Annotated in this window: 17 protein-coding genes; 10 read left to right on the top strand and 7 right to left on the bottom strand. The window is 72.2% G+C overall.

The genetic code is table 11. From position 1 onward, the window contains the following. Nucleotides 1–46: 46 nt before the first annotated feature. Nucleotides 47–568, top strand: coding sequence for a 2'-5' RNA ligase family protein (locus tag ACWEOE_RS25015; protein ID WP_452012932.1), 522 nt, complete (start codon nt 47–49; stop codon nt 566–568). Here the strand turns inward: ACWEOE_RS25015 and ACWEOE_RS25010 are convergent. Genes ACWEOE_RS25010 through ACWEOE_RS25000 form a run of 3 tightly spaced genes read right to left on the bottom strand, consistent with a single transcriptional unit; the run spans nt 510 to nt 2669 of the window. Beyond that, nucleotides 510–1586 carry a hypothetical protein gene (locus ACWEOE_RS25010; protein ID WP_452012931.1) on the bottom strand — a complete coding sequence of 359 codons (1077 nt, stop codon included), beginning with the start codon at nt 1584–1586 and terminating at the stop codon, nt 510–512. The two genes, ACWEOE_RS25015 and ACWEOE_RS25010, sit on opposite strands and share 59 nt — an antisense overlap. A 7-nt stretch (nt 1587–1593) precedes the next feature. After that, a complete protein-coding gene (locus ACWEOE_RS25005; protein WP_452012929.1) occupies nt 1594–2178 on the bottom strand; it encodes a hypothetical protein in 585 nt (194 codons plus the stop codon). A 2-nt stretch (nt 2179–2180) separates the two neighbouring features. Further along, the gene (locus tag ACWEOE_RS25000) at nt 2181–2669 is read right to left on the bottom strand and encodes an XRE family transcriptional regulator (protein WP_452012927.1); all 489 of its coding nucleotides are present in this window, start codon (nt 2667–2669) and stop codon (nt 2181–2183) included. Nucleotides 2670–2925: 256 nt separating this feature from the next. Between ACWEOE_RS25000 and ACWEOE_RS24995 the strand changes: the two genes are divergently transcribed. Together ACWEOE_RS24995 and ACWEOE_RS24990 are read left to right on the top strand one after the other, a co-directional pair. Next, nucleotides 2926–3870, top strand: coding sequence for an NAD-dependent epimerase/dehydratase family protein (locus ACWEOE_RS24995; RefSeq protein WP_452012926.1), 945 nt, complete (start codon nt 2926–2928; stop codon nt 3868–3870). Then, complete coding sequence (locus ACWEOE_RS24990) at nt 3867–6041, top strand: glycosyltransferase family 2 protein (RefSeq protein ID WP_452012925.1); 2175 nt, start codon at nt 3867–3869, stop codon at nt 6039–6041. Before ACWEOE_RS24995 ends, ACWEOE_RS24990 begins: the two co-directional genes overlap by 4 nt. Here ACWEOE_RS24990 and ACWEOE_RS24985 read toward each other — a convergent pair. Beyond that, a complete protein-coding gene (locus ACWEOE_RS24985; RefSeq protein WP_452012923.1) occupies nt 5971–6477 on the bottom strand; it encodes a GtrA family protein in 507 nt (168 codons plus the stop codon). The genes ACWEOE_RS24990 and ACWEOE_RS24985 overlap by 71 nt on opposite strands. A 181-nt stretch (nt 6478–6658) precedes the next feature. Between ACWEOE_RS24985 and ACWEOE_RS24980 the strand changes: the two genes are divergently transcribed. The 7 genes from ACWEOE_RS24980 (at nt 6659) to rpmJ (ending at nt 15821) form a co-directional block, all read left to right on the top strand. Continuing rightward, nucleotides 6659–7813, top strand: coding sequence for an NAD-dependent epimerase/dehydratase family protein (locus ACWEOE_RS24980; RefSeq protein ID WP_452012922.1), 1155 nt, complete (start codon nt 6659–6661; stop codon nt 7811–7813). A 166-nt stretch (nt 7814–7979) separates the two neighbouring features. Next, nucleotides 7980–9344 carry an SWIM zinc finger family protein gene (locus ACWEOE_RS24975; RefSeq protein WP_452012921.1) on the top strand — a complete coding sequence of 455 codons (1365 nt, stop codon included), beginning with the start codon at nt 7980–7982 and terminating at the stop codon, nt 9342–9344. 256 nt (nt 9345–9600) lie between these two features. Next, a complete protein-coding gene (locus ACWEOE_RS24970) occupies nt 9601–11043 on the top strand; it encodes a DUF5691 domain-containing protein (RefSeq protein ID WP_452012920.1) in 1443 nt (480 codons plus the stop codon). Then, nucleotides 11040–12125: an ATP-binding protein gene (locus tag ACWEOE_RS24965; protein ID WP_452012919.1), complete on the top strand. Its 1086-nt coding sequence runs from the start codon at nt 11040–11042 to the stop codon at nt 12123–12125. The genes ACWEOE_RS24970 and ACWEOE_RS24965 overlap by 4 nt, the downstream gene beginning before the upstream one ends. Further along, entirely contained in the window at nt 12122–14299 is a 2178-nt protein-coding gene (locus ACWEOE_RS24960) for a DUF5682 family protein (protein WP_452012918.1), read from the top strand. The genes ACWEOE_RS24965 and ACWEOE_RS24960 overlap by 4 nt, the downstream gene beginning before the upstream one ends. Nucleotides 14300–14459: 160 nt before the next feature. Beyond that, nucleotides 14460–15638: a VWA domain-containing protein gene (locus tag ACWEOE_RS24955; protein ID WP_452012917.1), complete on the top strand. Its 1179-nt coding sequence runs from the start codon at nt 14460–14462 to the stop codon at nt 15636–15638. Nucleotides 15639–15698: 60 nt separating this feature from the next. Then, nucleotides 15699–15821, top strand: a complete 123-nt coding sequence (gene rpmJ / locus ACWEOE_RS24950; protein ID WP_326836634.1) for a 50S ribosomal protein L36 — start codon at nt 15699–15701, stop codon at nt 15819–15821. A 73-nt stretch (nt 15822–15894) separates the two neighbouring features. On the opposite strand, the gene ACWEOE_RS24945 is transcribed toward rpmJ, so the two are convergent. The 3 genes from ACWEOE_RS24945 to ACWEOE_RS24935 form a co-directional block, all read right to left on the bottom strand. Continuing rightward, the gene (locus tag ACWEOE_RS24945; protein ID WP_452013086.1) at nt 15895–17370 is read right to left on the bottom strand and encodes a flavin-containing monooxygenase; all 1476 of its coding nucleotides are present in this window, start codon (nt 17368–17370) and stop codon (nt 15895–15897) included. Nucleotides 17371–17500: 130 nt separating this feature from the next. Further along, a complete protein-coding gene (locus tag ACWEOE_RS24940) occupies nt 17501–19903 on the bottom strand; it encodes a polysaccharide lyase 8 family protein (RefSeq protein ID WP_452012916.1) in 2403 nt (800 codons plus the stop codon). 112 nt (nt 19904–20015) lie between these two features. Further along, nucleotides 20016–21470: an aldehyde dehydrogenase (NADP(+)) gene (locus ACWEOE_RS24935; RefSeq protein WP_452012915.1), complete on the bottom strand. Its 1455-nt coding sequence runs from the start codon at nt 21468–21470 to the stop codon at nt 20016–20018. Between the last annotated feature and the right edge of the window lie 33 nt (nt 21471–21503).

The raw sequence follows: 21503 nt of genomic DNA, 5'->3' as shown, positions 1-21503 counted from the left end.
TGAGCCTCAATTCACCGATACCGCGTGGGTGCGGGAAGATCACCTCGTGCCCGCTCCCGGAACCAGTGCCCTCGTCGTCGAACTGCCCGCCGCGGCCGGACTGCTCGAAGCCGCCGCCGCGGTCGGCCCCGCGCTCGTGCGGGCCGGCGTGGCGCCCCACGTCACGGCGCTCTACCCGTTCCTGCCCGCCGCCGAGCTCACCGACGAGGTCGACATCGGCGTGCGCGCGCTGGCCGCCGCCCACGAAGTGGTCGACGTGTCACTGGCGGACCTGGTGGTCGCGTCCGGGTTCGTCGCCGCGGCGGCTCCGGCGCTGCAGCCCCTCGCCGACGCCGCGTGTGACCGCTGGCCGGAAGTCCGGCCGTACGGTGGCCGGTTCGGCCCGCACCCGCCGGCCCACCTCACGATCGCGATGGGCGGCACGGACGAGCAGAACACCGAGGTGACCCGGCGCGTCGAGGGGCTCCTGCCGCTGACCGCGCGCGCCGAGGCGCTGCACCTGGTGGTGCTCACCGAACAGGGCTGGCAGCTCCGGCTGACCGCCGCCCTCGCAACGCCCGCGCGATAGCCCGCAGCCGCGCGACGTCGGCGGCGAAGGCCGTCTCGCCCTCGACGTCGGCCGCGGCCACCACGGCGGAGCCCCCGCCTTCGTGCAGTTGCGAAGCCGCCGCGTCGGGCGACGCCGACGGTGGGATGCCGGCCAGCAGCAGGCCGTCGTTGATCTCGCTCAGCACCGTCAGCAGCCGCTCGCGTCCGGTCGCGCCCGCACGGCCGAGCCGCACGACGTCGGGGAAGCGCTCGGCGAGGTGCTCGCGCAACGGCCGCAGTTCGCTGCGCGTCCGAGCGTCGCGCAGCGCGCGCCCGGCCGCCGGAATCGCCGGCACGGTCAGGCCGACGACGATGAGCAGCACCGAGATCGCCGGGAAACCCACGGCCAGCGCGCAGTCGAGGGTGGAGAACGCGCCCCGGCAGACCACCGCGACCGGGTGCTCGGCCGTCACGTCGGCGACGAGGTCCACGATCTTGCCCGCGAGATAGGCCAGCGCGAACAAGCACGCCACGAGCACCAGCCCGAGCCCCGCACGCAACGCACCGGCGCCCGCACGCACCGCGCCCGCCGACACGATCGCGATGTCCACCACCGCGGACCCGAGGTAGAGCGTGTAGACCACGATGTAGGCGACCAGCGTCGGGTTCGTGCGGTACAGCTCGTCGAACAGCCCGACGCCGACCGGCAGGCCGCGGGTCGAGAAGAACGACACCACGAGCACGACCAGCGCGACCCCGAGCACGGCGAGCCGGGTGCGCTTGCGCCGGTGCGCCACGCCGCCGATCTCCGCGACGGTGGCCTCGATGCCGTAGGCGGCCACCATCGTCGCGAGGTTCGAGAGCAACCGCCCGAGGCTCGGGTAGATCCGGCTCTCCACCGTCTGCGCGCTGTCGGCCAGCAGGACCAGCGCTAGGCCGAGCGCGATCAAGCTCGTCGCCAGGCCCGCCCCCGCACCGGTGCGCCGGGACCGCACGGCCCGCCAGACCCCCACGGCCACGGCGATCAGCCCGACCCCGAAGAACAACGCGTCGATCATCCGGCTCCTACCCCAGCAACGTCGCGAGCCGCCGCGCGCGATCGGCCGAGCGCCCGGACGCGCCGGGCCGCACCGGGTCGTCCTCCGCGGTCGCCTCGCTCATCAGCAGCACGGCGATGAGCTCGGCCTCGTACTCGTCCACGTCGGTCGTCACGCGAGTGAGCAGGTGCGACAGCGTGTGGGCGCTCAGGTCGGGGGCCAGCGCCGCCGCATCGGCGTCGGACATCACGCAGGAGCCGCGGTGCTCGCACAGCAGGTGCGCGAGCTCGTGGGCGATGATGTGGTCCTGGTGCAGCGGCGAAGTGCCCTCGACGTAGGCGATCAGGTCGTAGTCCGGGCGCCGCTGCCAGGCACCCGAGGGCCGGCCCAGCTCGTACGCCACGGCCACCAGGTCGATGTCGCGGCCGCGCCGACGTTCGAGCCGGTCGACCCACGCGTTCATCGACCACGGGCGGGGCGGCGGCACGTCGCTCAGCAGCTCGCGCACTCGCGTGCGGGCGCGCGCTCTCAGGCTCGGGTCGATGACCCCTCCCGGTGCGCTCGGCGGCTGGACCAGCCGGGTGCACCGCGGCGCCCCGGCGAAGATCAGCATAGCTACTCGGGTTTGCGCCCGCGGCGGGAGCGCTCGCGCCCGGCGTCGTAGCTGTTCAGCTGGTCGACCAGGGCCGACACGGTGTCGCGGTCGCGCTCCGAGAGCAGCATCGCGCGCTGCGCGAGGTCGCGGGCCCCGGTGTCGCGCCAGGCGACGACGTCGGCGATCTGGCCGTCGACGCGCTCGGCCACGTCGTCGTCGAAGAAGTAGGTCACGGGCACGCCGAAGAAGCGCGCGAGCGCCTGGATGTGGGACCGCTTCGGGTCGCGGCGAGCACCGACGGCGAGTTGCTGCACGTGGGTGGCCGACATGCTCACGCCGGTGAGCTCCGCGACCCCCTGGGCGATCTCGCGATAGGAGTACGGCTTGCGGTCCGGGGGGTGAACCGTCGAGATCAGGTGCGCCAGCCGGTCGGCGAAGCTCGTCTCCTCGCCCGAGTCCGGGCCGGGCGCGGAGCCCGCCGAGTCCCCGCTGTCGGGCGTCCCGCTCATCCGTCCCCCAACTGTCCTCCGCTCGTGACGACGAGAAGCATAGCTGTCACGAAAACTTGACACCAACCGTCCAGACAACGCTACACTCCCGCGCAAGGGTTGTCGCGAAAACGAGACGGGCGCCCGTGTGTGGCCACTGGGGGTGGGCACACGCGGGCGCCGCGGGCGGCGGACCTACCGGACATCCGGGACCGATCGCCCCGGCCACGCTCGTCCGCTGATCTGGCTCACAGGTCGCGGAGGTAGGTTGTGCGCCATGGTGCTGGAGAACGGTCCTGAAAGGACACCCGTCGTCGTCACCGGAGGCAGCGGCTTCATCGGCCGCGCGGCCGTGCGCGAGCTGCGGGGGCGCGGCTACCCCGTCACCGTTGTGGACCGCGTCCCGTACGTCACCGAAGACGAGGGCGTGCGCGTGGTCACCGGCGACCTGCGCGACGCCGAGACGCGCGAGGCCGCCGTCACCGACGGCACGGGTGCGATCGTGCACCTCGCGGCGCTCACGTCCGTGCTGAAGTCGGTGGAGCTGCCCGACGACACCTACCAGGAGAACGTCGCGGTCACCCACGGGCTGCTCGAGCTCGCCCGGCAGCGCGGGGTGCAGACCTTCGTGCTGGCCTCGACCAATGCCGTGATCGGCGACGTCGGCACGTCGACCATCACCGTGGACCTGCCCACGCGGCCGCTCACGCCCTACGGCGCCACGAAAGCCGCGTGCGAGATGCTGCTGTCGGGCTACTCCGGCGCGTTCGGCATGACGACGGTCGCCCTGCGGTTCACCAACGTCTACGGCCCCGGCATGTCGCACAAGGACAGCTTCGTGCCGCGCATGATGCGCGCCGCGATGGCCGGCGAGGGCGTGCGCGTGTACGGCACCGGCGAGCAGCGGCGCGACCTCGTGCACGTGGACGACGTGGTTCGGGCCATCGCGCTCGCGCTCGAAAGCGGTTACAGCGGCCGGGCGATCGTCGGCGCCGGGCATTCGGTGTCGGTGCTGGAAATGGTGCAGACCGTGCGCGACGTGACCGGCGCACCGCTGCCCGTGGAGCACGTCGCCGCGCCGAAGGGCGAGATGCCCGCCGTTGTCGTCGACGTGTCCGCCAGCGCGGAGACGATCGGCTTCACCCCGGCGATCTCGCTCGCCGACGGCCTCGCGACCGCCTGGAAGTACTTCTCGGAACTGGATCTGAAAGCGACCCCGTGAGCCTGTTCCTCCGCCGCCACGCCTTCCTGCTCGTCCTGCTCCTGCTCGGCACGACGCTGCGGGTGCTGACCTGGGTCGCGTACCGGCCGGCGATCATCTACATCGACACCTTCCGCTACCTCGACAACCTGCACGCGCTGCGGGCCGATCAGATCAACCCGATCGGCTACGACCTGGTGCTGCGGCCGTTGCTCGCGATCGGCGGCCTGTCGTTCGTCGCCGCGCTGCAGCACCTGGGCGGCCTGGCGATCGCGGTGGGGGTCTACCGGCTCGCGCTGCGCCTGGGCGCGCGCCGCTGGCTCGCCGCGCTGGCGACGGCGCCGCTGCTGCTGGACGCCTACCAGCTGCAGATCGAGCAGAACATCATGTCCGAGGTCGTCTTCGAGGCGCTGCTGCTGGGCCTGCTGTGGCTGCTGCTCGCGAAGGGGAAGCCGAACTGGCGGCGGATCGCGGCGGCCGGGCTGGTCATCGGGTTCGCCGTGGTGGTGCGGTTGATCGGCGTGGTGCTCGCGGCACCGTTCCTGCTGTACGTGCTGAGCGCGGGCAGCGCCTGGCGGTCGTGGCGTGGCTGGCGCGACGCCGGCGTCGGACTGCTCGCGATCCTCGTGGTGCTCGTGCCGTACGCGGCGGAAGTGAAGGCGCAGACCGGGAAATGGGGCCTGAGCGGACCGTCGGGCAGCATGCTCTACGGGCGCACGGCCGCCGTCGCGGACTGCCCGAAGCTGAACCTCGACCCCACGCTGCGGGTGTTCTGCCCGACCGAGGACGTCTCGACGCGGCTCGTCGACAACTACACGCACGCCGACCTCGACCCCGCCTGGCCCGGCCCGCTGCCACCCGGCGCCGACAAGATGGCGCTGGCGCACGACTTCTCGATCCAGGTGCTCAAGGCGCAGTGGTGGGACGTCGCGAAAGCCATCCTCGGCGACTTCTCCAAGAGCTTCCGGTTCACGCGAGCGACGGCGATCAACGACGTGCCGGTGGACCGCTGGCAGTTCCAGCAGACCTACCCGTACTGGTCCGATCCGCCGATCACCGAGTTCTACACGCAGCAGTACGACGGCGTGAACCCGAGCGTGAACGAGCCGATCGCCACGTTCCTGCGCGACTACCAGCTGCGCGGCGGGTTCGTCCCCGGCGCGGTGCTCGGGTTCTTCGCGCTGCTGGGCCTGCTCACCTTGCTGCGCCGCAGGAAACCGCGGGACAAGGCCCGCAGCGGCGCGCTTTTCGCAGCCGGGACGGGCCTTTTCCTGCTGTTCGCGTCGGCGGTGTTCGAGTTCTCCTGGCGCTACCAGCTGCCCGCGCTCCTGCTGCTGCCCGTCGCGGGCGCGCTGGGCTTCACCACGCTCACAGCGGCGAGCCGGCGCCGCCTCGCCGCGTACCCGGACGCCGTGGACACCGGCGCCGTCGAGGACTTCGACGACCGGCACCCGGGTGCGAAGCTCTCGGAGCTGACCGTGGTGATCGCCGCGTACAACGAGGCCGGCGGGATCGGCCAGGTGCTCGAGAAGATGCCCGACGAGTGCCTCGGCCTGCCGGTCGACGTGCTCGTGGTCGTCGACGGCGGCAGCGACGACACCGCCGCCATCGCCGAGGAACACGGCGCGTACGTGTGCGTCGCGCCCACGAACCGGGGCCAGGGCGCGGCTTTGCGCCTGGGTTACCACCTCGCGGCCGAACGCGGCGCGCGCTACGTGGTGACGACCGACGGAGACGGCCAGTACGACAACAGCGAGATGGCCGAGCTGGTGGCACCACTGCTCGACGGCACCGCCGACTTCGTCACGGGATCGCGGCGGCTGGGCCACGAAGAGGCCGACAGCCGCATGCGCTGGCTCGGCGTGCGCGTGTTCGCGTGGCTGGCTTCGGTGTTGACGTGGCGGAAGATCACCGACACATCGTTCGGGTTCCGCTCCATGCGCGCGGAACTCGCCTGTGCCGTCCCGCTCAACGAGCCGCAGTACCAGTCGTCGGAGCTGCTGCTGGGAGTCACCGCGCGCGGCGCCCGGGTGCTCGAACGGCCGATGAGCATGCGGCTGCGCAAGGCGGGCAAGAGCAAGAAGGGCGGCAGCGTCGTCTACGGCGCGAACTACGCGCGGGTCATGACGGGGACGTGGTGGCGGGGGTACGTGCTGCGCCGCGGGCGAACACGAAGCGGTCGAGCATCGTGAACTTCACCACGAAAACCAGAGCGTAACTGAGTACATACGCACCGTCGATGAAAACGACCCACCAGGCGTGCGGCAGGTTGAGCGGCGCGAGCAGGTGACCGGTGAGCGTGGTGAGCCCGACGGAGGCGAGCCCGCCCAGCGAGATGACGACGACGTAGGGCAGCAGCTCGCGCCCCACCTCCGGCCGGCCGCGCCGGCCCCAGACCCAGCGGCGGGTGAGGAAGAAGTTCAGCACCGCCCCTGCGGCGAACGCGAACGCGCTGGCCAGCCACGGTGCGCCGCCGAGTGCGAGCACCGTGAGCAACGCCGCCTGGCTGAGCAAGGTGGCGGCGACCGAACTGGTGGCCGCGCGGAAGAACCTGCCGAGGAGGCGACGCCGGGGCCGGGGTGGCTCCTCTGTGGTGCGAGGTGTCACCGGGTTGGTTACCGTCGTCATGTCCCCCAGTTTCCCCCCGGGCCGATCGGCGTGCCGTGCGGCCCCCCGACGCACAGAAGATTCACAGCTGTCTGCCAGGTGATCATCAGCACCTGCTCGATAGGTTCGGACGTGTTCAAGGCGTCATGTACAAAGAGGAATCAGCGTGCTTGTCGCGTAAACGATACGGAAAGGCTTCTCAATGCGAGTGCTGGTTCTCGGCGGCGACGGCTATCTCGGCTGGCCCACGGCATTGCACTTGTCGGACAAAGGTCACGAAGTGGCTGTTCTGGACAACTACGCCCGGCGCAAGTACGACGTGGAGCTCGAAGCCGACAGTCTCGTCCCGATCGAAGACCTGCCCACCCGCATTGCGGCGTGGGAGGAGGTTTCGGGCAAGAAGATCGCCCTGTTCGAAGGCGACCTGTGCGACGCCGAGTTCACCTACTCGGCCGTGCGCGACTTCGCGCCCGACTCGATCGTCCACTTCGCCGAGCAGCGGTCCGCGCCGTACTCGATGATCGACCGCGAGCACGCCGTCTACACGCAGCAGAACAACGTCGTCGGCAACCTGAACCTGCTCTACGCGATCGCCGAGATCAACCCGGACATCCACCTGGTGAAGCTCGGCACGATGGGCGAGTACGGCACGCCCAACATCGACATCGAGGAGGGCTGGCTCGAGGTCGAGCACAACGGTCGCAAGGACCGCATGCTCTACCCGAAGAAGCCGGGCTCCTTCTACCACCTGTCGAAGGTGCACGACTCCCACAACATCGAGTTCGCCTGCCGCATCTGGGATCTGCGCGCGACCGACCTCAACCAGGGTGTCGTGTACGGCCAGCAGACCGCGCAGACCGCGCTCGACCCGCGCCTGGCGACCCGGTTCGACTACGACGCGGTGTTCGGCACCGTGCTGAACCGCTTCGTGATCCAGGCGGTGCTGGGCCAGCCGCTGACGGTGTACGGCAAGGGCGGCCAGACCCGCGGCCTGATCGACGTGCGCGACACCGTGGAGTGCATCCGCCTGGCCGTGGAGAACCCGGCCGAGCGCGGTGAGTTCCGCGTGTTCAACCAGATGACCGAGAGCTACTCGGTGGCGCAGATCGCCGACATCGTCGCGAACTGCTTCCCGGGCCCGGTGCAGATCGAGAACCTGGAGAACCCGCGGGTCGAGCAGCCGGAGCACTACTACAACGTGATCCACACCGGGCTCGTCGAGCTCGGCCTGCAGCCGCACCTGCTGTCGGACACGCTGATCGAGTCGATGTTCGACATCGTCGGCTCGAACAAGCACCGCGTGAACTCCGACCGCCTGCGCCCGACGGTGCGCTGGCGCGGGGCGATCAAGTCCTGACCCCGCTCGTGGCGTGAGACGCCGGGCCGCCCCTTGGGTGCGGCCCGGCGTTTTTTTCGCTCGCTTCCGCCACCGCCGGGCAGGCGTCGAAAACTGTCGGTGGCGGATGAGATGCTTCTCCGGTCAGCCCCTCACGGGGTCGGAAACACGGAGTGGCAAGGGAAACGTGGCCGAAGAGGCAGCAGGGTCGGCAGGGTCGGCAGGGTCGGCGGGGTCGGCAGGGTCGGCAGGGTCGGCAGGGCGCTGGAGTCCCGAGCAGGTCGTCGCGCTCGCGCCGGACCCGGCGTCGGCCAAGGCGGGGCGCGGGCTCGCGGCGCCGGCCAAGTGGTCGGGCACCGGGGCTTCGGCGCGCGCGGTGTGGGGTTCGTGCCAAGGCAGCGGCGCGAAGCCGTACCGCACGGTGGTGGAGCAGGCCGGGCCCGCGTTCCGGTGCACGTGCCCGTCGCGCAAGTTTCCGTGCAAGCACGCGTTGGGGTTGTTGCTGCTGTGGTCGGCGGGACAGGTGCCCACGGCTGCGGAAGCGCCGGACGTCGCGACGTGGCTCGCGGAGCGGGAGGCGCGTGCGGCCCGGGCACCTCGGGAACCCGACGCCCCGAAGGACCTCGAAGCCGCCGCGAAGCGTGCTCAGGAACGGCTCGCGCGCGTCACCGCCGGCGCGGCCGAGCTGCGCGGCTGGCTCACCGACCGCGTCGGCGCGGGGTTGGCGGGTTTCGAACGGAGTGGTGCGGAAGAACTGCGCACGGTCGCCGCGCGGATGATCGACGCCCAGGCGCCGGGTCTCGCGGGCGGCCTGCGCCGCGCGGCCGGGCTCGTCGGGCGCGGCCGCGACTGGCCGGGTGAGCTGCTGGCGGAGCTGTCGCTGTTGTACGTCCTCGCGGGCGCGGCCCTGCGCCTCGACGAGCTGCCGGGCGCGCTGGCCGAGACCGTGCGCACCCGGCTGGGGTTCTCCGCCGGCTCCGCGCAGGTCCTGGAGTCGGGCGAACGCGTCGCGGACCAGTGGCTCGTCACCGGCGCGGCCGACGACGAGCAGGACAACCTCCGCACCCGCCGCACCTGGCTGCGCGGCCGGCATTCGGGGCGCGTGGCGCTGGTCCTGTCGTTCGCCCCGCCGGGCCGCCCCTTGGACAGCTCCCTGCCCCCGGGCTACGTCGTCCCGGGCGAGCTCGCCTTTCACCCGGGCGCCCTGCCGCTGCGCGCGCTCGTCGCCGACCGCACCGAGGCCGTGCCCACCCCGATCCCCCGCGGCGACACGGTCACCGCCGCCCTGGCCGCCCACGCCGCCGCCCTGGCCACCGACCCGTGGCTCGACCGCTGGCCCGTGCTCCTGTCCGACCTGACCCCGGCCCGGCTCCCGGACGGCTGGGCCCTGTCCGATGTGGACGGTGCCGCGCTGCCCCTGCTCCCGTCCGTGGATCCGTGGCCCCTGCTCGCCCTCGCCGCGGAACACCCGGTGACCCTGGCCGCCGAACTCACCCCCGCCGGTCTGCGCCCCCTGACCTGCTGGCACCGGAACGGTCTGGTGCGGCTGTGAACCCTCGGAAGGAAACGTTGGCACGACGGGAAATTCACCTCACTCGTCGGTGGCGCGGGGCCGAATGCGTGCTCTCGGCAACGTCGCCCTGGTGGCTTCGGCCGAGCGCGCAGATCAACGGATCGCGGCCGGACCGCGCGATGTTCGCGACGCCGCTCACCGAGGCGCACCCGACCGCGCGATCCGGCTTCGCCCGACCCCGCACCCGGTGTGCGCTGCTGTCTCACGGCCGGAGCTCGGCGGAGGTGACCGGCGGATGAAGCCCTGGGAAGACCTCGTCGGCACCGCGTTGCTCGGCACCCGGCGCCGGAAGCCCGACCCGAGTGGGCTGCCCGCGGAAGTCCGCGAACTCGTGGGCAGGACCGAAGACCAGGCCGACGCCGTCCTCGCCACCGCGGCGCTGCTCACCAACTACCGCCGCGCCGGCCGGGTGCCGGTGGCGGGCGCGCGGCGGGAGGAGCCGGCGCGGGCGGAAGAGCGCCCGTTCGTCTCGCCGCCGGCCAGGGAACGCCTCGCGCGCCTGCTGCACGCGAACCGGCCGGAGCTGCTGGAGGAGTGGCTGCAGACGGCCGCCGCGCGGGGGCTGCGGGTGGGACCGGAGCTGGTGCCGGCGCTGGCGGACGCGGCGAAGGCCCGGGTGTCGTTGCGGGCGCCGCTGGCGGAGGTGGCGGGCACGATCGGGGCGTGGCTCGGCGAGCGCAACCCGGACTGGGCGTTCCTCGTGGCCGACGTCGAGGACGACACCGACGACGCCTGGCAGTTCGGCACGCCGGCGCGGCGGCAGGCGTGGTTCGAGCGGGCGCTCGCGAAGGATCCGGCGGCGGCGCGCACGGCACTCGCGGCCACGTGGCGCACCGAACCGGCCGACCTGCGCGCGGCGTTCCTCGCGACGCTGGGCCGGCACCTCACGCGGGACGACGAACCGTTCCTCGACGCGGCCCTGTCCGACCGGGCGGCGGCGGTGCGCGACACGGCCGTGCGACTCCTCGGCGGGCTGCACGACACCGGCCTCGGCAAGCGCATGGCGGCGCGACTGCGGGAGTGCGTCGCCGTGCGCAGCCGGGCGTTGCGGGCGGACGTCCTCGAGGTCACCCTGCCCGGGCCGGACGACACGCTGGTGCGCGACGCCGTCCGCGTGCCCCACGGGCCCGGGCAGGACACGGCGCGGCTACGGGCGATCATCGCCGCCACTCCCCTGGCGTTCTGGGCGGAGTTCGGTTCGCCGGGTGATCTCGTGGGCATGCTCGTGGAGGGCTGTCCGCTCGCCGCCGTGCGGGAAAGCTGGGCCGCGGCGGCGATCCGCCAGCGCGACGAGGCGTGGGCGCAGGCGCTCGTCGAAGCCGAACCTGGCAGCCGGGCCACCGCGGCGCTCGTCGGGGTGCTGGCCCCGGGGAAACAAGCCGCCACCGTGGCGAAGCTCGCGCGCGGCCTGAAGGTCGAAGCGCTGACCCGCCTCATCCTCGACCTGCCGCAGCCGTGGCCCGAGGAGCTGGGCCGCGTGCTGCTCGACTGGGTGGCCGCGCAACAGGACCACCGGCTGGTGGCCCACGCCGCCGCCCTCATCGCCAAAGCGGTGCCGCCGGCGTGCCTGCGCCACCGCCTGTCCGTGATCCCCCAGCCCGGCGAGGCCGCCCCGTGGCGGCGCGCTGTGGCCGAAACCCTGACTTTCCGCCGCGACATGCACGAGGAGCTCTCATGACGTCCGCAGTCCTCCGGCCCCACGCCGAACAGGAGTACGCCGGTGAACTGGCCGCGCTCGCCGCGGCCGACGACCGCGCCAGGCCGCCGTCGTGGCTGCTGTCGCCGTGGGCCGTGGTCACCTACCTGCTCGGCGGCACGCTGCCCGACGGCACGGAGATCTCGCCGAAGTACGTCGGCCCGCGCCGGCTGATCGAGGTCGCCGTCGCCACGCTCGCCACCGACCGCGCGCTGCTGCTGCTCGGCGTGCCGGGCACGGCGAAGACGTGGGTGTCCGAGCACCTCGCCGCCGCCATCAGCGGCGACTCGACGCTGCTCGTGCAGGGCACGGCGGGCACCGCCGAAGAACAGATCCGCTACGGCTGGAACTACGCGCGCCTCATCGCCGAGGGCCCGAGCGAGCAGGCGCTCGTGGAGAGCCCGATCCTGCGTGCGATGCGCGACGGCAAGGTCGCCCGGCTCGAAGAGCTCACCCGCATCCCGGCCGACGTGCAGGACTCGCTGATCACCGTCCTGTCCGAGAAAACCCTGCCGGTGCCCGAGCTCGGCACGGAGGTGCAGGCGCGTCCCGGCTTCACGCTCGTGGCCACGGCGAACAACCGCGACAAGGGCGTCAACGAGCTCTCCAGCGCCTTGCGCCGCCGGTTCAACACCGTGGTGCTGCCGTTGCCGGACACGGCCGACGCGGAGGTGGAGATCGTCAGCCGTCGCGTGGCGCAGCTCGGGGCCTCGCTCGCGTTGCCGGCTGAGGCGGCCGAGCTCACCGAGATCCGCCGCGTGGTCACGGTGTTCCGCGAGCTGCGTGCCGGCCGCACCGAAGACGGGCGCACGGCGGTGAAAACCCCGTCGGGCACGCTCTCGACGGCCGAGGCGATCAGCGTGCTCACCGGTGGCCTCGCGCTCGCCGCGCACTTCGGCGACGGGGTGCTGCGCGCGCAGGACGTCGCGGCCGGCATCCACGGCGCCGTGGTGAAGGACCCGGTCGCCGACCGCGCGATCTGGATCGAGTACCTCGAGACCGTGGTTCGCGAACGCGACGGCTGGGCCGACTTCTACCGCGCGGGGCAGGAGATCAGCGGATGACGACCCACCTGCTCGGGATCCGGCACCACGGGCCGGGTTCAGCGCGGGCGGTGGCCACGCGGCTCGCCGAGCTCGAGCCCGACGTGGTGCTCATCGAGGGCCCGCCCGAGGCCGACCAGCTCGTGGACCTGGCGGCCGACGAGGACATGCGCCCGCCCGTGGCGTTGCTCGCATACGCGGCTGAGGACGTGTCGCGCGCGGCTTTCTGGCCGTTCGCGGTGTTCAGCCCCGAGTGGCAGGCGCTGCGCTACGCCGCGGCGGCCGGGGTGCCCGCGCGGTTCTGCGACCTGCCGGCCGCGCACCAGTTCGCGCTCGACGACGATCGCGTGCCGCGCGCCGACCCGCTCGCCGAGCTGGCGGCCGCAGGCGGCTACGACGATCCCGAGCGCTGGTGGGACGACGTCGTGGAGTCGCGGCGCGGCGCGGAGTCGCCGTTCGAGGTGATCGAGGAGGCGATGACCGCGCTACGCGAGGACGAACGCCCGGACGACGCCCACGAGCAGCGTCGCGAGGCGTACATGCGAAGCGTGCTTCGCAAGACCCGCAAGGAAGGTTTCGAGCGCATCGCCGTGGTCTGCGGCGCGTGGCACGTGCCGGCGCTGGCCGACCCGCTGCCGCCGGCGAGCCGGGACCAGACTGTCCTCAAAGGACTTCCGAAGCGCAAAGTCGTGTGCACGTGGGTGCCCTGGACCCACAGCCGGCTCGCGTCCGCGAGCGGGTACGGCGCGGGCGTGCGTTCCCCCGGCTGGTACCACCACCTGTTCACCACGGCCGACGACGTGACCGCCCGCTGGCTCACCGACGTCGCCGGCGTGCTGCGCGAAAAGGACCTGCCGGTCTCCACCGCGCACGTGATCGAAGCGGTGCGCCTGGCCGAAACGCTGGCCGCGCTGCGTGGCCGGTCCTCGGCCGGGCTCGCCGAGGTCGACGCCGCCACGCGCGCGGTGCTGTGCTCGGGCGACGACGTGCAGGCCGACCTCGTCACGCGCAAGCTCGTGGTCGGGGAACGCCTCGGCGAGGTCCCCGAGTCCGTGCCGCAGGCCCCGCTGGCGGCCGACCTCGTCGCGACCGCGCGCCGGCTGCGGCTCAAGCGCGAGCCGGCCGCGCGGGAGCTCGACCTCGACCTGCGCACGCCCGGCGGGCTCGACCGCTCGCGGTTGCTGCACCGGCTACGGCTGCTCGACATCCCCTGGGGCACCCCGGAAATCTCGGCGACGCGGAGCAAAGGCACGTTCCGCGAGACGTGGACGCTGTGCTGGGAGCCGGGCTTCGAGGTCGACCTCGTCGCGGCCGCGGTGTACGGCACCACGGTCGCCTCCGCGGCGGCCGCCCGCGTGCGCGAGACCATGTCCGGCAAGCCGCCGCTCGCCGACATCACCGCCGCCGTCGAGGGCTGCCTGCTCAGCGGCCTCGGCGACGCGCTGCCGGAAGTGCTCACCGCACTCGACGCACGCGCCGCGGCCGACACCGACGTCGCCGACCTGATGACGTCGCTACCACCCCTGGCCCGCGCCACGCGGTACGGCGACGTGCGCGGTACCGACACCGCGCAGCTCGACGAGGTGGCCGACCGCCTGCTCACCCGCGTGTGCGCGGGCCTGCCGCCCGCCGTCCACGGCATCGACGACGAGGCGGCGAAGAAGTTCTGCGACCTGGTCGACAACGTCCACGAAGCCACCACCCTCCTCGGCGACGCCGCGCGCGACCGCTGGCTCACGGCACTGCGCAAACTCTCCGCCCGCGAAGCCCTGCCACCCCTGCTGGCCGGCCGCCTCGTCCGGCTCCTCCACGACGCCGACCTCTTCGACGGCACCGAAGTCGAACTCCGCCTCGGCCGCGCCCTCACCCCTGGCGTCGCCCCCTCCGCCGGCGCCGCCTACGTGGAGGGCTTCCTCGCCGGCGGCGCCCTCCTCCTGGTCCACGACGAACGCATGCTGCGCATCGTCGACCGCTGGCTCGCCACCATCCCGGCCGAGCTGTTCACCGAGGTGCTCCCCCTGCTGCGCCGCACCTTCGGCGCCTTCGCCGGCCCGGAAAAACGCGCCATCGGCGAACGCGCCGCCGCCCTCACCGGCGCCACCCCGGCACCCACCGCCCCCGCCGACGACCTCGACGAGCCCCGAGCCCTCGCCGCGCTGCCCGTCCTCGCCACCCTGCTCGGAGCGGCCTCATGACGCCTCTCGCCCACGGCGATTCCGGCCTCCCCAGCCGGGCTCGGCACGGTCACACGACCCACCCCGAACCCGACCGGTCACGTCGCCGCCTCGACCACGCCTCCGCCCCGCACCACCCCACGCCGAAAACCGTGCCCACCTCCCACCCTGGAGCGGCTGCATGACCACCCCATCCACCCCCGACCCCGACCGCCTCCGTCGCTGGCGGCTCGTGCTCGGTGGGAGCGAGGACGGCACCGGTCGTTCCCTCTCGCCGGAGGATGCGGGCGTCGACGCCGTGCTGGCGGCGCTCTACGACCGCAGCGAGGCGCCCGCCCGGTCCGGGGATCGGCGTGGCGCGGGGCTGGGCTCGTCGGCGCCGCGGGTCGCGCGGTGGCTCGGGGACATTCGGCGGTATTTCCCGGCTTCGGTGGTGCAGGTGATGCAGCGCGACGCGGTCGATCGGCTCGGGCTCACGCGCATGTTGATGGAACCCGAGCTGCTGAGTGCGGTCGAGCCCGACGTGCATCTCGTCGGCACGTTGCTGTCGCTCAACGGTGTGCTGCCCGAAGAAACGAAGGAGACGGCGCGCTCGGTGGTGCGCAAGGTCGTCGCCGAGTTGGAGGCGCGGCTGGCCGAACCCACGCGCGCGGCGATCCGCGGCGCGCTCGACCGGGCGGCCCGCACCCAGCGCCCGCGGGCCGCGGACATCGACTGGGCGCGCACCGTGCGGTCGAACCTGCGCCACTACTCCCCCGAGCTGAAGACCATCGTGCCCGAGAAGCTCGTCGGCTTCGGGCGGCGCCAGCTCAGTGTGCAGCGCGAAGTGATCCTGGCCGTGGACCAGTCGGGGTCGATGGCGGAGTCGGTGGTGTACTCGGGGCTCTTCGGCGCCGTGCTGGCGTCGATGCGGGCGTTGAGCACGAAGTTCGTCGCGTTCGACACGGCGGTGGTCGACCTCAGTGAGCACCTCGACGATCCGGTCGAGCTGCTCTTCGGCACCCAGCTCGGCGGCGGTACCGACATCAACCGCGCGCTGACGTACTGCCAGGGCCTCGTCGAACGCCCCGAGCAGACACTGCTGGTCCTCATCAGTGACCTCTACGAAGGCGGCGTGCGCGAGGAGCTGCTGCGCCGCGTCGGCGAGCTGGTGGGCTCCGGCGTGCAGGTGGTCACCCTGTTGGCCCTCTCCGACTCCGGCGCCCCCTTCTACGACCACGAGAACGCCGCCGCGCTGGCCGAGCTCGGCGTGCCGGCCTTCGCCTGCACCCCGGACCTCTTCCCGGAGCTCATGGCCGCCGCCCTGCGTCGCGAAGACCTCACTCGCTGGGTGGGCGCGGCCACCACCACGGGGGATTAAACCGACCGGTCATCTGGTTACACAGAGCAGAACGAGACTTCGGAGAGAGGACGGGTAACCATGAAGGTTCGCGCGTCGGTCAGGTCGCTGGCTCGCCAGCAGGGGGCCCAGGTCATCCGCAGGCACGGCAAGGTCCTCGTGATCAACCGTGACAACCCGCGGAACAAGGCCCGCCAGGGCTGAACCACTCGAAAATGGGGCGCCATCCACTCAGGTGGGTGGCGCCCCTTTTTCGCACCCGCACGAGCGCAAGTCCTCAGGCCGGCACCGGAATCCGCTCCTCGGCCCGCACGAACTTCATCACGCCGTCCTCAAGCCGGGTCAAGCGCATGTCCGCGAAATCGAGCAGGTAGTTCTGCCGCATCACCCACGGGCGCCGACCACCCTGCTTCGGCAGGGTCGCCGCGGCGCGCTTGATGTAACCCGACATCAGGTCGACGACCGGGCGCAGGCCCGTGGTCGGCGCGCGGCCGGGGTCGGGGGTGCAGGCGACGTAGCCGTGGCGGTCCATGTGCGTGATCAGGCGGCACACGTACTGCGACGCGAGGTCGGCGCGCAGCGTCCACGAGTTGTTGGTGTAGCCGACGCACCACGCGAGGTTCGGGATGCCGCCGAACATCATGCCCTTGTACACGAGCTGCTCGCCCGGAGTGATGGCACGGCCGTCGACCGTGAGCGCAACCTGCCCGAACGCGACCAGGCGCAGGCCGGTGGCCGTGACGATCACGTCGGCGGGCAGCTCGCGCCCGGACGCCAGGACGATGCCGCCCGGGGTGAAGCGGGTGATGTGGTCGGTGACGACGTCGGCCTTGCCGCTGCGCAGGGCGCGGAACAGGTCGGCGTCGGGGACCAGGCACAGGCGCTGGTCCCACGGGTTGTAGTCGGGCACGAAGTGCGGGTCGACCGGGATCGAAGGCGGCAGCTGTTTCTCGACGCCCGCGCGCAGCACCGCCGCCGCGCGCTCGGGCAGGTGGCGCATGAGCTGGAAGAACAGCGTGCCCATCACCACGTTCTTGCCGCGGACCAGCCGGTGCGCCAGGTTCTCCGGCAGGGCGGCCCGCAGGCGGTCGGCCAGCGCGTCGGCGCCGGGCCGGGCGACGACGTAGGTCGGCGAGCGCTGCAGCATGGTCACGGAAGCCGCTTCGGCGGCCATCGCCGGCACCAGCGTCACGGCCGTGGCGCCGCTGCCGATCACGACGACGTTCTTGCCCGCGTAGTCCAGCGAATCGGGCCAGTGCTGCGGGTGCACGATCGTGCCGGCGAAGGCCTCGCGGCCCGGGAAGTCGACGACGTGGCCGCTCTCGTAGTTGTAGTAACCACTGCACAGGTACAGGAACGAGCACGTGTAGGTGACCACCGCGCCCTCGTGTGAAGCCTCCACCGTCCAGCGGGCCTCGGCCGACGACCACGCCGCCGAGACCACGCGGTGCCCGAACCGGATGTGCCGCTCGATGTCGTAGGCCTCGGCCGTGGCCCGGATGTAGCCGAGGATCGACGGGCCGTCGGCGATCGCCTTGGGGTTCTTCCACGGCCGGAACGGATAACCCAGCGTGAACATGTCCGAGTCCGACCGCACGCCCGGGTAGCGGAACAGGTCCCAGGTACCGCCGATCGAGTCACGGGCCTCCAGGACCGCGAACGTCTTGCCGGGCGACTTCTCGCGGAGCCGGCACGCCGCCCCGATCCCGGACAACCCCGCACCCACCACGAGAACGTCGACGTGCGTGGCGATCGTGATCACTCTCCCCGGTTCGAGCGGACACCCGCGATCGTACCGTCGCGGCGCCGACAGGCAGAGCCTCGAACGTGGGGCCCTGCCGGGCCGGGCGGGGAATCACCGGCCCGGCAGGGAAGTCGACGCCTCAGCGCGGCAGCTTCACGACCTGCGTTGCACCGAAGGTGCCCTTCAGCGGCACCTCCACCGTCCGGCGCCGCACCGTCACCCGCACGCTGTCCTGGAGCTGTGTGGGATCCGAGACCGCGAGCTGCCAGCCGGAGCCGCTGCGTCCCAGGGCCACCGACGCCGGACCTGAGACAGTCACCTCATCAACAGTATGGGCCTCGTAGAAGTTCGCGAGGAGTGTGTTGTCCCACAGCCGAATCGCCTGAACGGCGGCTGTGTTCGCCCGCACGCGCCACGCGAGCACCGAGGCCACCGTGCCGACCACCGAGGCCGCGGGCAGCACCGCGTACGCGTACTTCGCATCCGTCGGCTTCACTCCGTGCTCGATCACGAGCTTCTGATAACGCCGCGTGTACGGATCGGTCGTGCCCTTGGTGTTCGCGCCCGTGTCGATGTCGCGCCACGCGCCGGTGCGGTCCTCGCGCAACGCCGTCACCGAGGCTTTGTCGAGCAGCACGTAGCCCGCGACGTTCCCGGAAGCACTGTCGAGGTGCAGCCAGCGCGGGTCATGCAGCGCCGTCGCGCGGCCGAGCGCCGACGAGACGAGCCGCGCGTCCGCCAGCAGCGCACCGCGGCCGTTCTCGCCCAGGTTGCGGTTCTCGACCGTGGTGCGCACCTGCTGCCCCGACGTGTCGGTGATGCCCGCGCCGAGGCAGACGATCCCCGCCGGCGTGAAGAACCACGACTTCTTCGCCGTCAGCGTGCCGTCCAGCGACACGAAATCCATCGCGTACGCACCGTGGCGCGCGTCCCACCGGACGCCGCCGACGTGGTCCTTCGTCGACATCGGCGTGGACTGCAGCGCCCCCGTCGGGCCGGCTTTGGTGGTCGCACCCGGCAGCAGCAGCGGGTCGACGGTCGGCCAGTACGCGTCGGAGTAGTGCCCCTTCGCGTTCGGCAGGAACAGGTACAGCACGCCGTCGCCGACGTACCAGCCGTGCAGGTTCATGCCGTTGATCGACTCGTAGCGCGAGATCCGCGTGGACCCCACCGCGAGCGAGCTCGACCAGCCCTCGGTCACGTGCACCATCCGGTCCTGCTGGCCGAAGATCCGGTGCGTGGCGGTGATCGGCGTGGGCCGCACGCGGGTCGCCAGCAGTTCCTGCGCGAACTCGATGCCCGGCGTCGCCACGAGGTCCGGTCCCGGCGCGAACCGCTCGGGGTCGGGGATCTCCAGGAACGGCGCGTACGTGCCCTCGGCGATCCACTTCGCCGCGAGGCCCGACAGCTCGGCCTTGGCCGCGCCGGTGGCCGCGCGCGCCAGCACGAGCGTGGCGACGGTGAGCTGGTGGCCGATGTCGTGGCCGGTCTCTCCCTGGCGCGAAAGCATCCGCCCGCGCACCGGCTCCATCAGCGCCCCCGCGTAGACGAACGGGGCGAACGTGTCGGGCACGAGCGCGTAGATCTTCTGCTTGAGGTCCTCGGGCAGGGCGTACTCGGTGCCCTCGGTCACGTGGATCGCGCCGGAGAGCGCGGTCAGCAGCACGATGCCGTAGTGCCCGGGGTACGGGATGGTCTCGTGCTGGATGAACGAACCGTCGACGTGGAACCCGTCGCTGCCGGCCTTGTCCACCTTAGCGACCAGGCTCGCGGCGCCGCCCCCGGCGACGTCGGTGAGCGCGTCGATGCCGGTCCTGATCCACGCGGTGTCGCCGATGAGCGCGCCGGAGACGATGGAGATCAAGGCCTTGTCGGCGCGGTTGGCACCGGTCTCGACCGTGCCCGGGCTGTTGGCCCGCACGTTGGGGTTGCCCACGAACCGCTTGATCGGGCTGACGTAACGCGCGAGCTCGTCGGGGGTCAGCTCATCGGCGACCGTCACGAGCGTGTGCAGCAGGTAGTACGGCACGCCGATTTCGTAGGTGTACCAGTTGCCGATCTCGCCGACCTGCGGGTTGTACTGGCCGGCGTAGATCAGCTCCAGCGCCTTCTTGATGCGGTCGAGCACCTGCGGGTCGCCGGCGAGCGTGCCGCCCGGCGTTCCCCAGTCCACGGCGATGGCCCGCAGCCGCGCGTACATCGATGTGGTGTAGTCGCTGCCCGGCCCGAGCGGCAGGTCGGTCCACAGTGGACCGCCGGTCACGGTCATCGTGTCGTGGTACGCCTTCGCCACGCGACCGAGGTTCTTCAGCGCGGCCGTGCGTTCCGGCGAGGGCCGGTTGATCCCGGTCTGCAGTTCCCGGTAACCCGCCACGATCGCTTTCAACGGGTCGGTGGCCGCTTCGTCCACAGCAGACGCGGCGGACACCGAACCCGCAGCGACGCTGTCCGACGCAAGAGCGGGGTGCGCGGCGGCGGTCAGGGCCACCGAGGCGGCCGCGAGGGTGCCTCCGCGCAGGGCAGTTCTCCGGTTTACGGGCATGACAATGCCTCCCAGGATCAAGACGTCCTTGGCTTGCGGGATTTTCGGGGACCAGAAAAGGAGAATTCAGTTGTTGTTCAATGCGAAAACGGAATTGCTCAGCGCGAATTGTTCAGCGCGCTCCGTCCGTGCGCCGCGGCAGCTGCCACGGGTTCTCCTCCTGCAGCGGCTCGGGCAGCAGCGCGTCGGGGAAACCCTGCCACGCGACCGGACGCAGGAACCGCTCGATGGCGGCGGTGCCGACCGAGGTGGTGGTCGGGGCGGTGGTGGCCGGGTAGGGGCCGCCGTGCTGCTGCGCCCAGCTCACCGTGACGCCAGTGGGCCAGTCGTTCCACAGCAGTCGCCCCGCGAGGCGCGTGAGCGAAGGCAGCAGCGGGCGGACGTAGTCGGCCTCGTCCTCCTCGCCCTGCACCGTCGCGGTCAGGCCGGGCTCCAGCGTGTCGAGCACGCCGACGAGTTCGTCGGTGTCGCTGTAGGTGACGATCAGCGACGCGGGCCCGAAGTGCTCCTCGCGCACCGCTTCACCACCGGCCAGGAACTCCTTGGCCGTGGTGGACATCAGGCTCGGGGTGAACGACTCGCCCTGGTGCGTGCCGTCGACGACCGTGGTCACGCCGGGCGCCTGCCGCAGCTCGGAAAGCTTGTGCGCGAAGCCCTGCGCGATGCGCTCGTTGAGCATCGGCTGGGCGGTCACCGCGCCGACGGCCTCGCTCAGCGCGGCATCGAGACCGTGGCCCTCCGGCAGGAACAGCAGGCCCGGCTTCGTGCAGAACTGGCCGGCCCCGAGGCTGAAGGACCCCGCGTACGCCTTCGCCACGGCCTCGCCGCGCTTGGCGACCGCACCCGGCGTGACGACCACCGGGTTCACGCTGCCGAGCTCGCCGTAGAACGGGATCGGCGTGGGGCGCGAGACGGCGATGTCGAACAGCGCGCGCCCGCCCGGCACCGAGCCGGTGAAGGAAGCGGCCTGGATCCGCGGGTCCTTGAGCGCGGTCACCCCCTGCTCGAACCCGTGGACCACCGCGAACGTCCCGGCCGGCGCACCCGCGGCGGCCAGCGCGGCGACGACGATCTCGCCCGTGCGCGTGGACAACTCCTCGTGGCCCGGGTGCGCCTTGAGGATCACCGGGCAGCCGGCCGCCAGCGCAGACGCCGTGTCGCCACCCGCGACGCTGAACGCGAACGGGAAGTTGCTGGCCGCGAACACCAGCGTCGGGCCGATCGGTACGAGCACGCGGCGGATGTCGGGGCGCGGGCCCATCGGCCACTCGGCGTCGGCGTGGTCGACGGTGGCGCCCAGGAACGCGCCGTCGCGCAGGACCTGGCCGAAGAGGCGCAGCTGGAAGGTGGTGCGGGCGAGCTCGCCCTTCAGCCGCGGCGCCGCGGGCAGATGGGTCTCGGTGTGGGCGAGGGTGACGAGCTCCTCGGCTTCGGCGTCGAGGGCGTCGGCGACGGCTTCGAGCCAGCCGGCGCGTTCTGCGGGCGTGCTCGCCGCGAACGGACGGGCGGCCGCGGCCGCGGCGGCGAGGGTGCGCTCGAGCTCCGGGGCGGAGGTTTCTCGGCTCATGGTGGGACGTGTCTCCTCGGGTGGATCGGGTTC

This window comes from Amycolatopsis sp. NPDC004368 (genome assembly GCF_053602515.1).
Note: the sequence above shows the minus strand (reverse complement) of the source record. Positions and strands in the feature narration are given on the sequence as shown.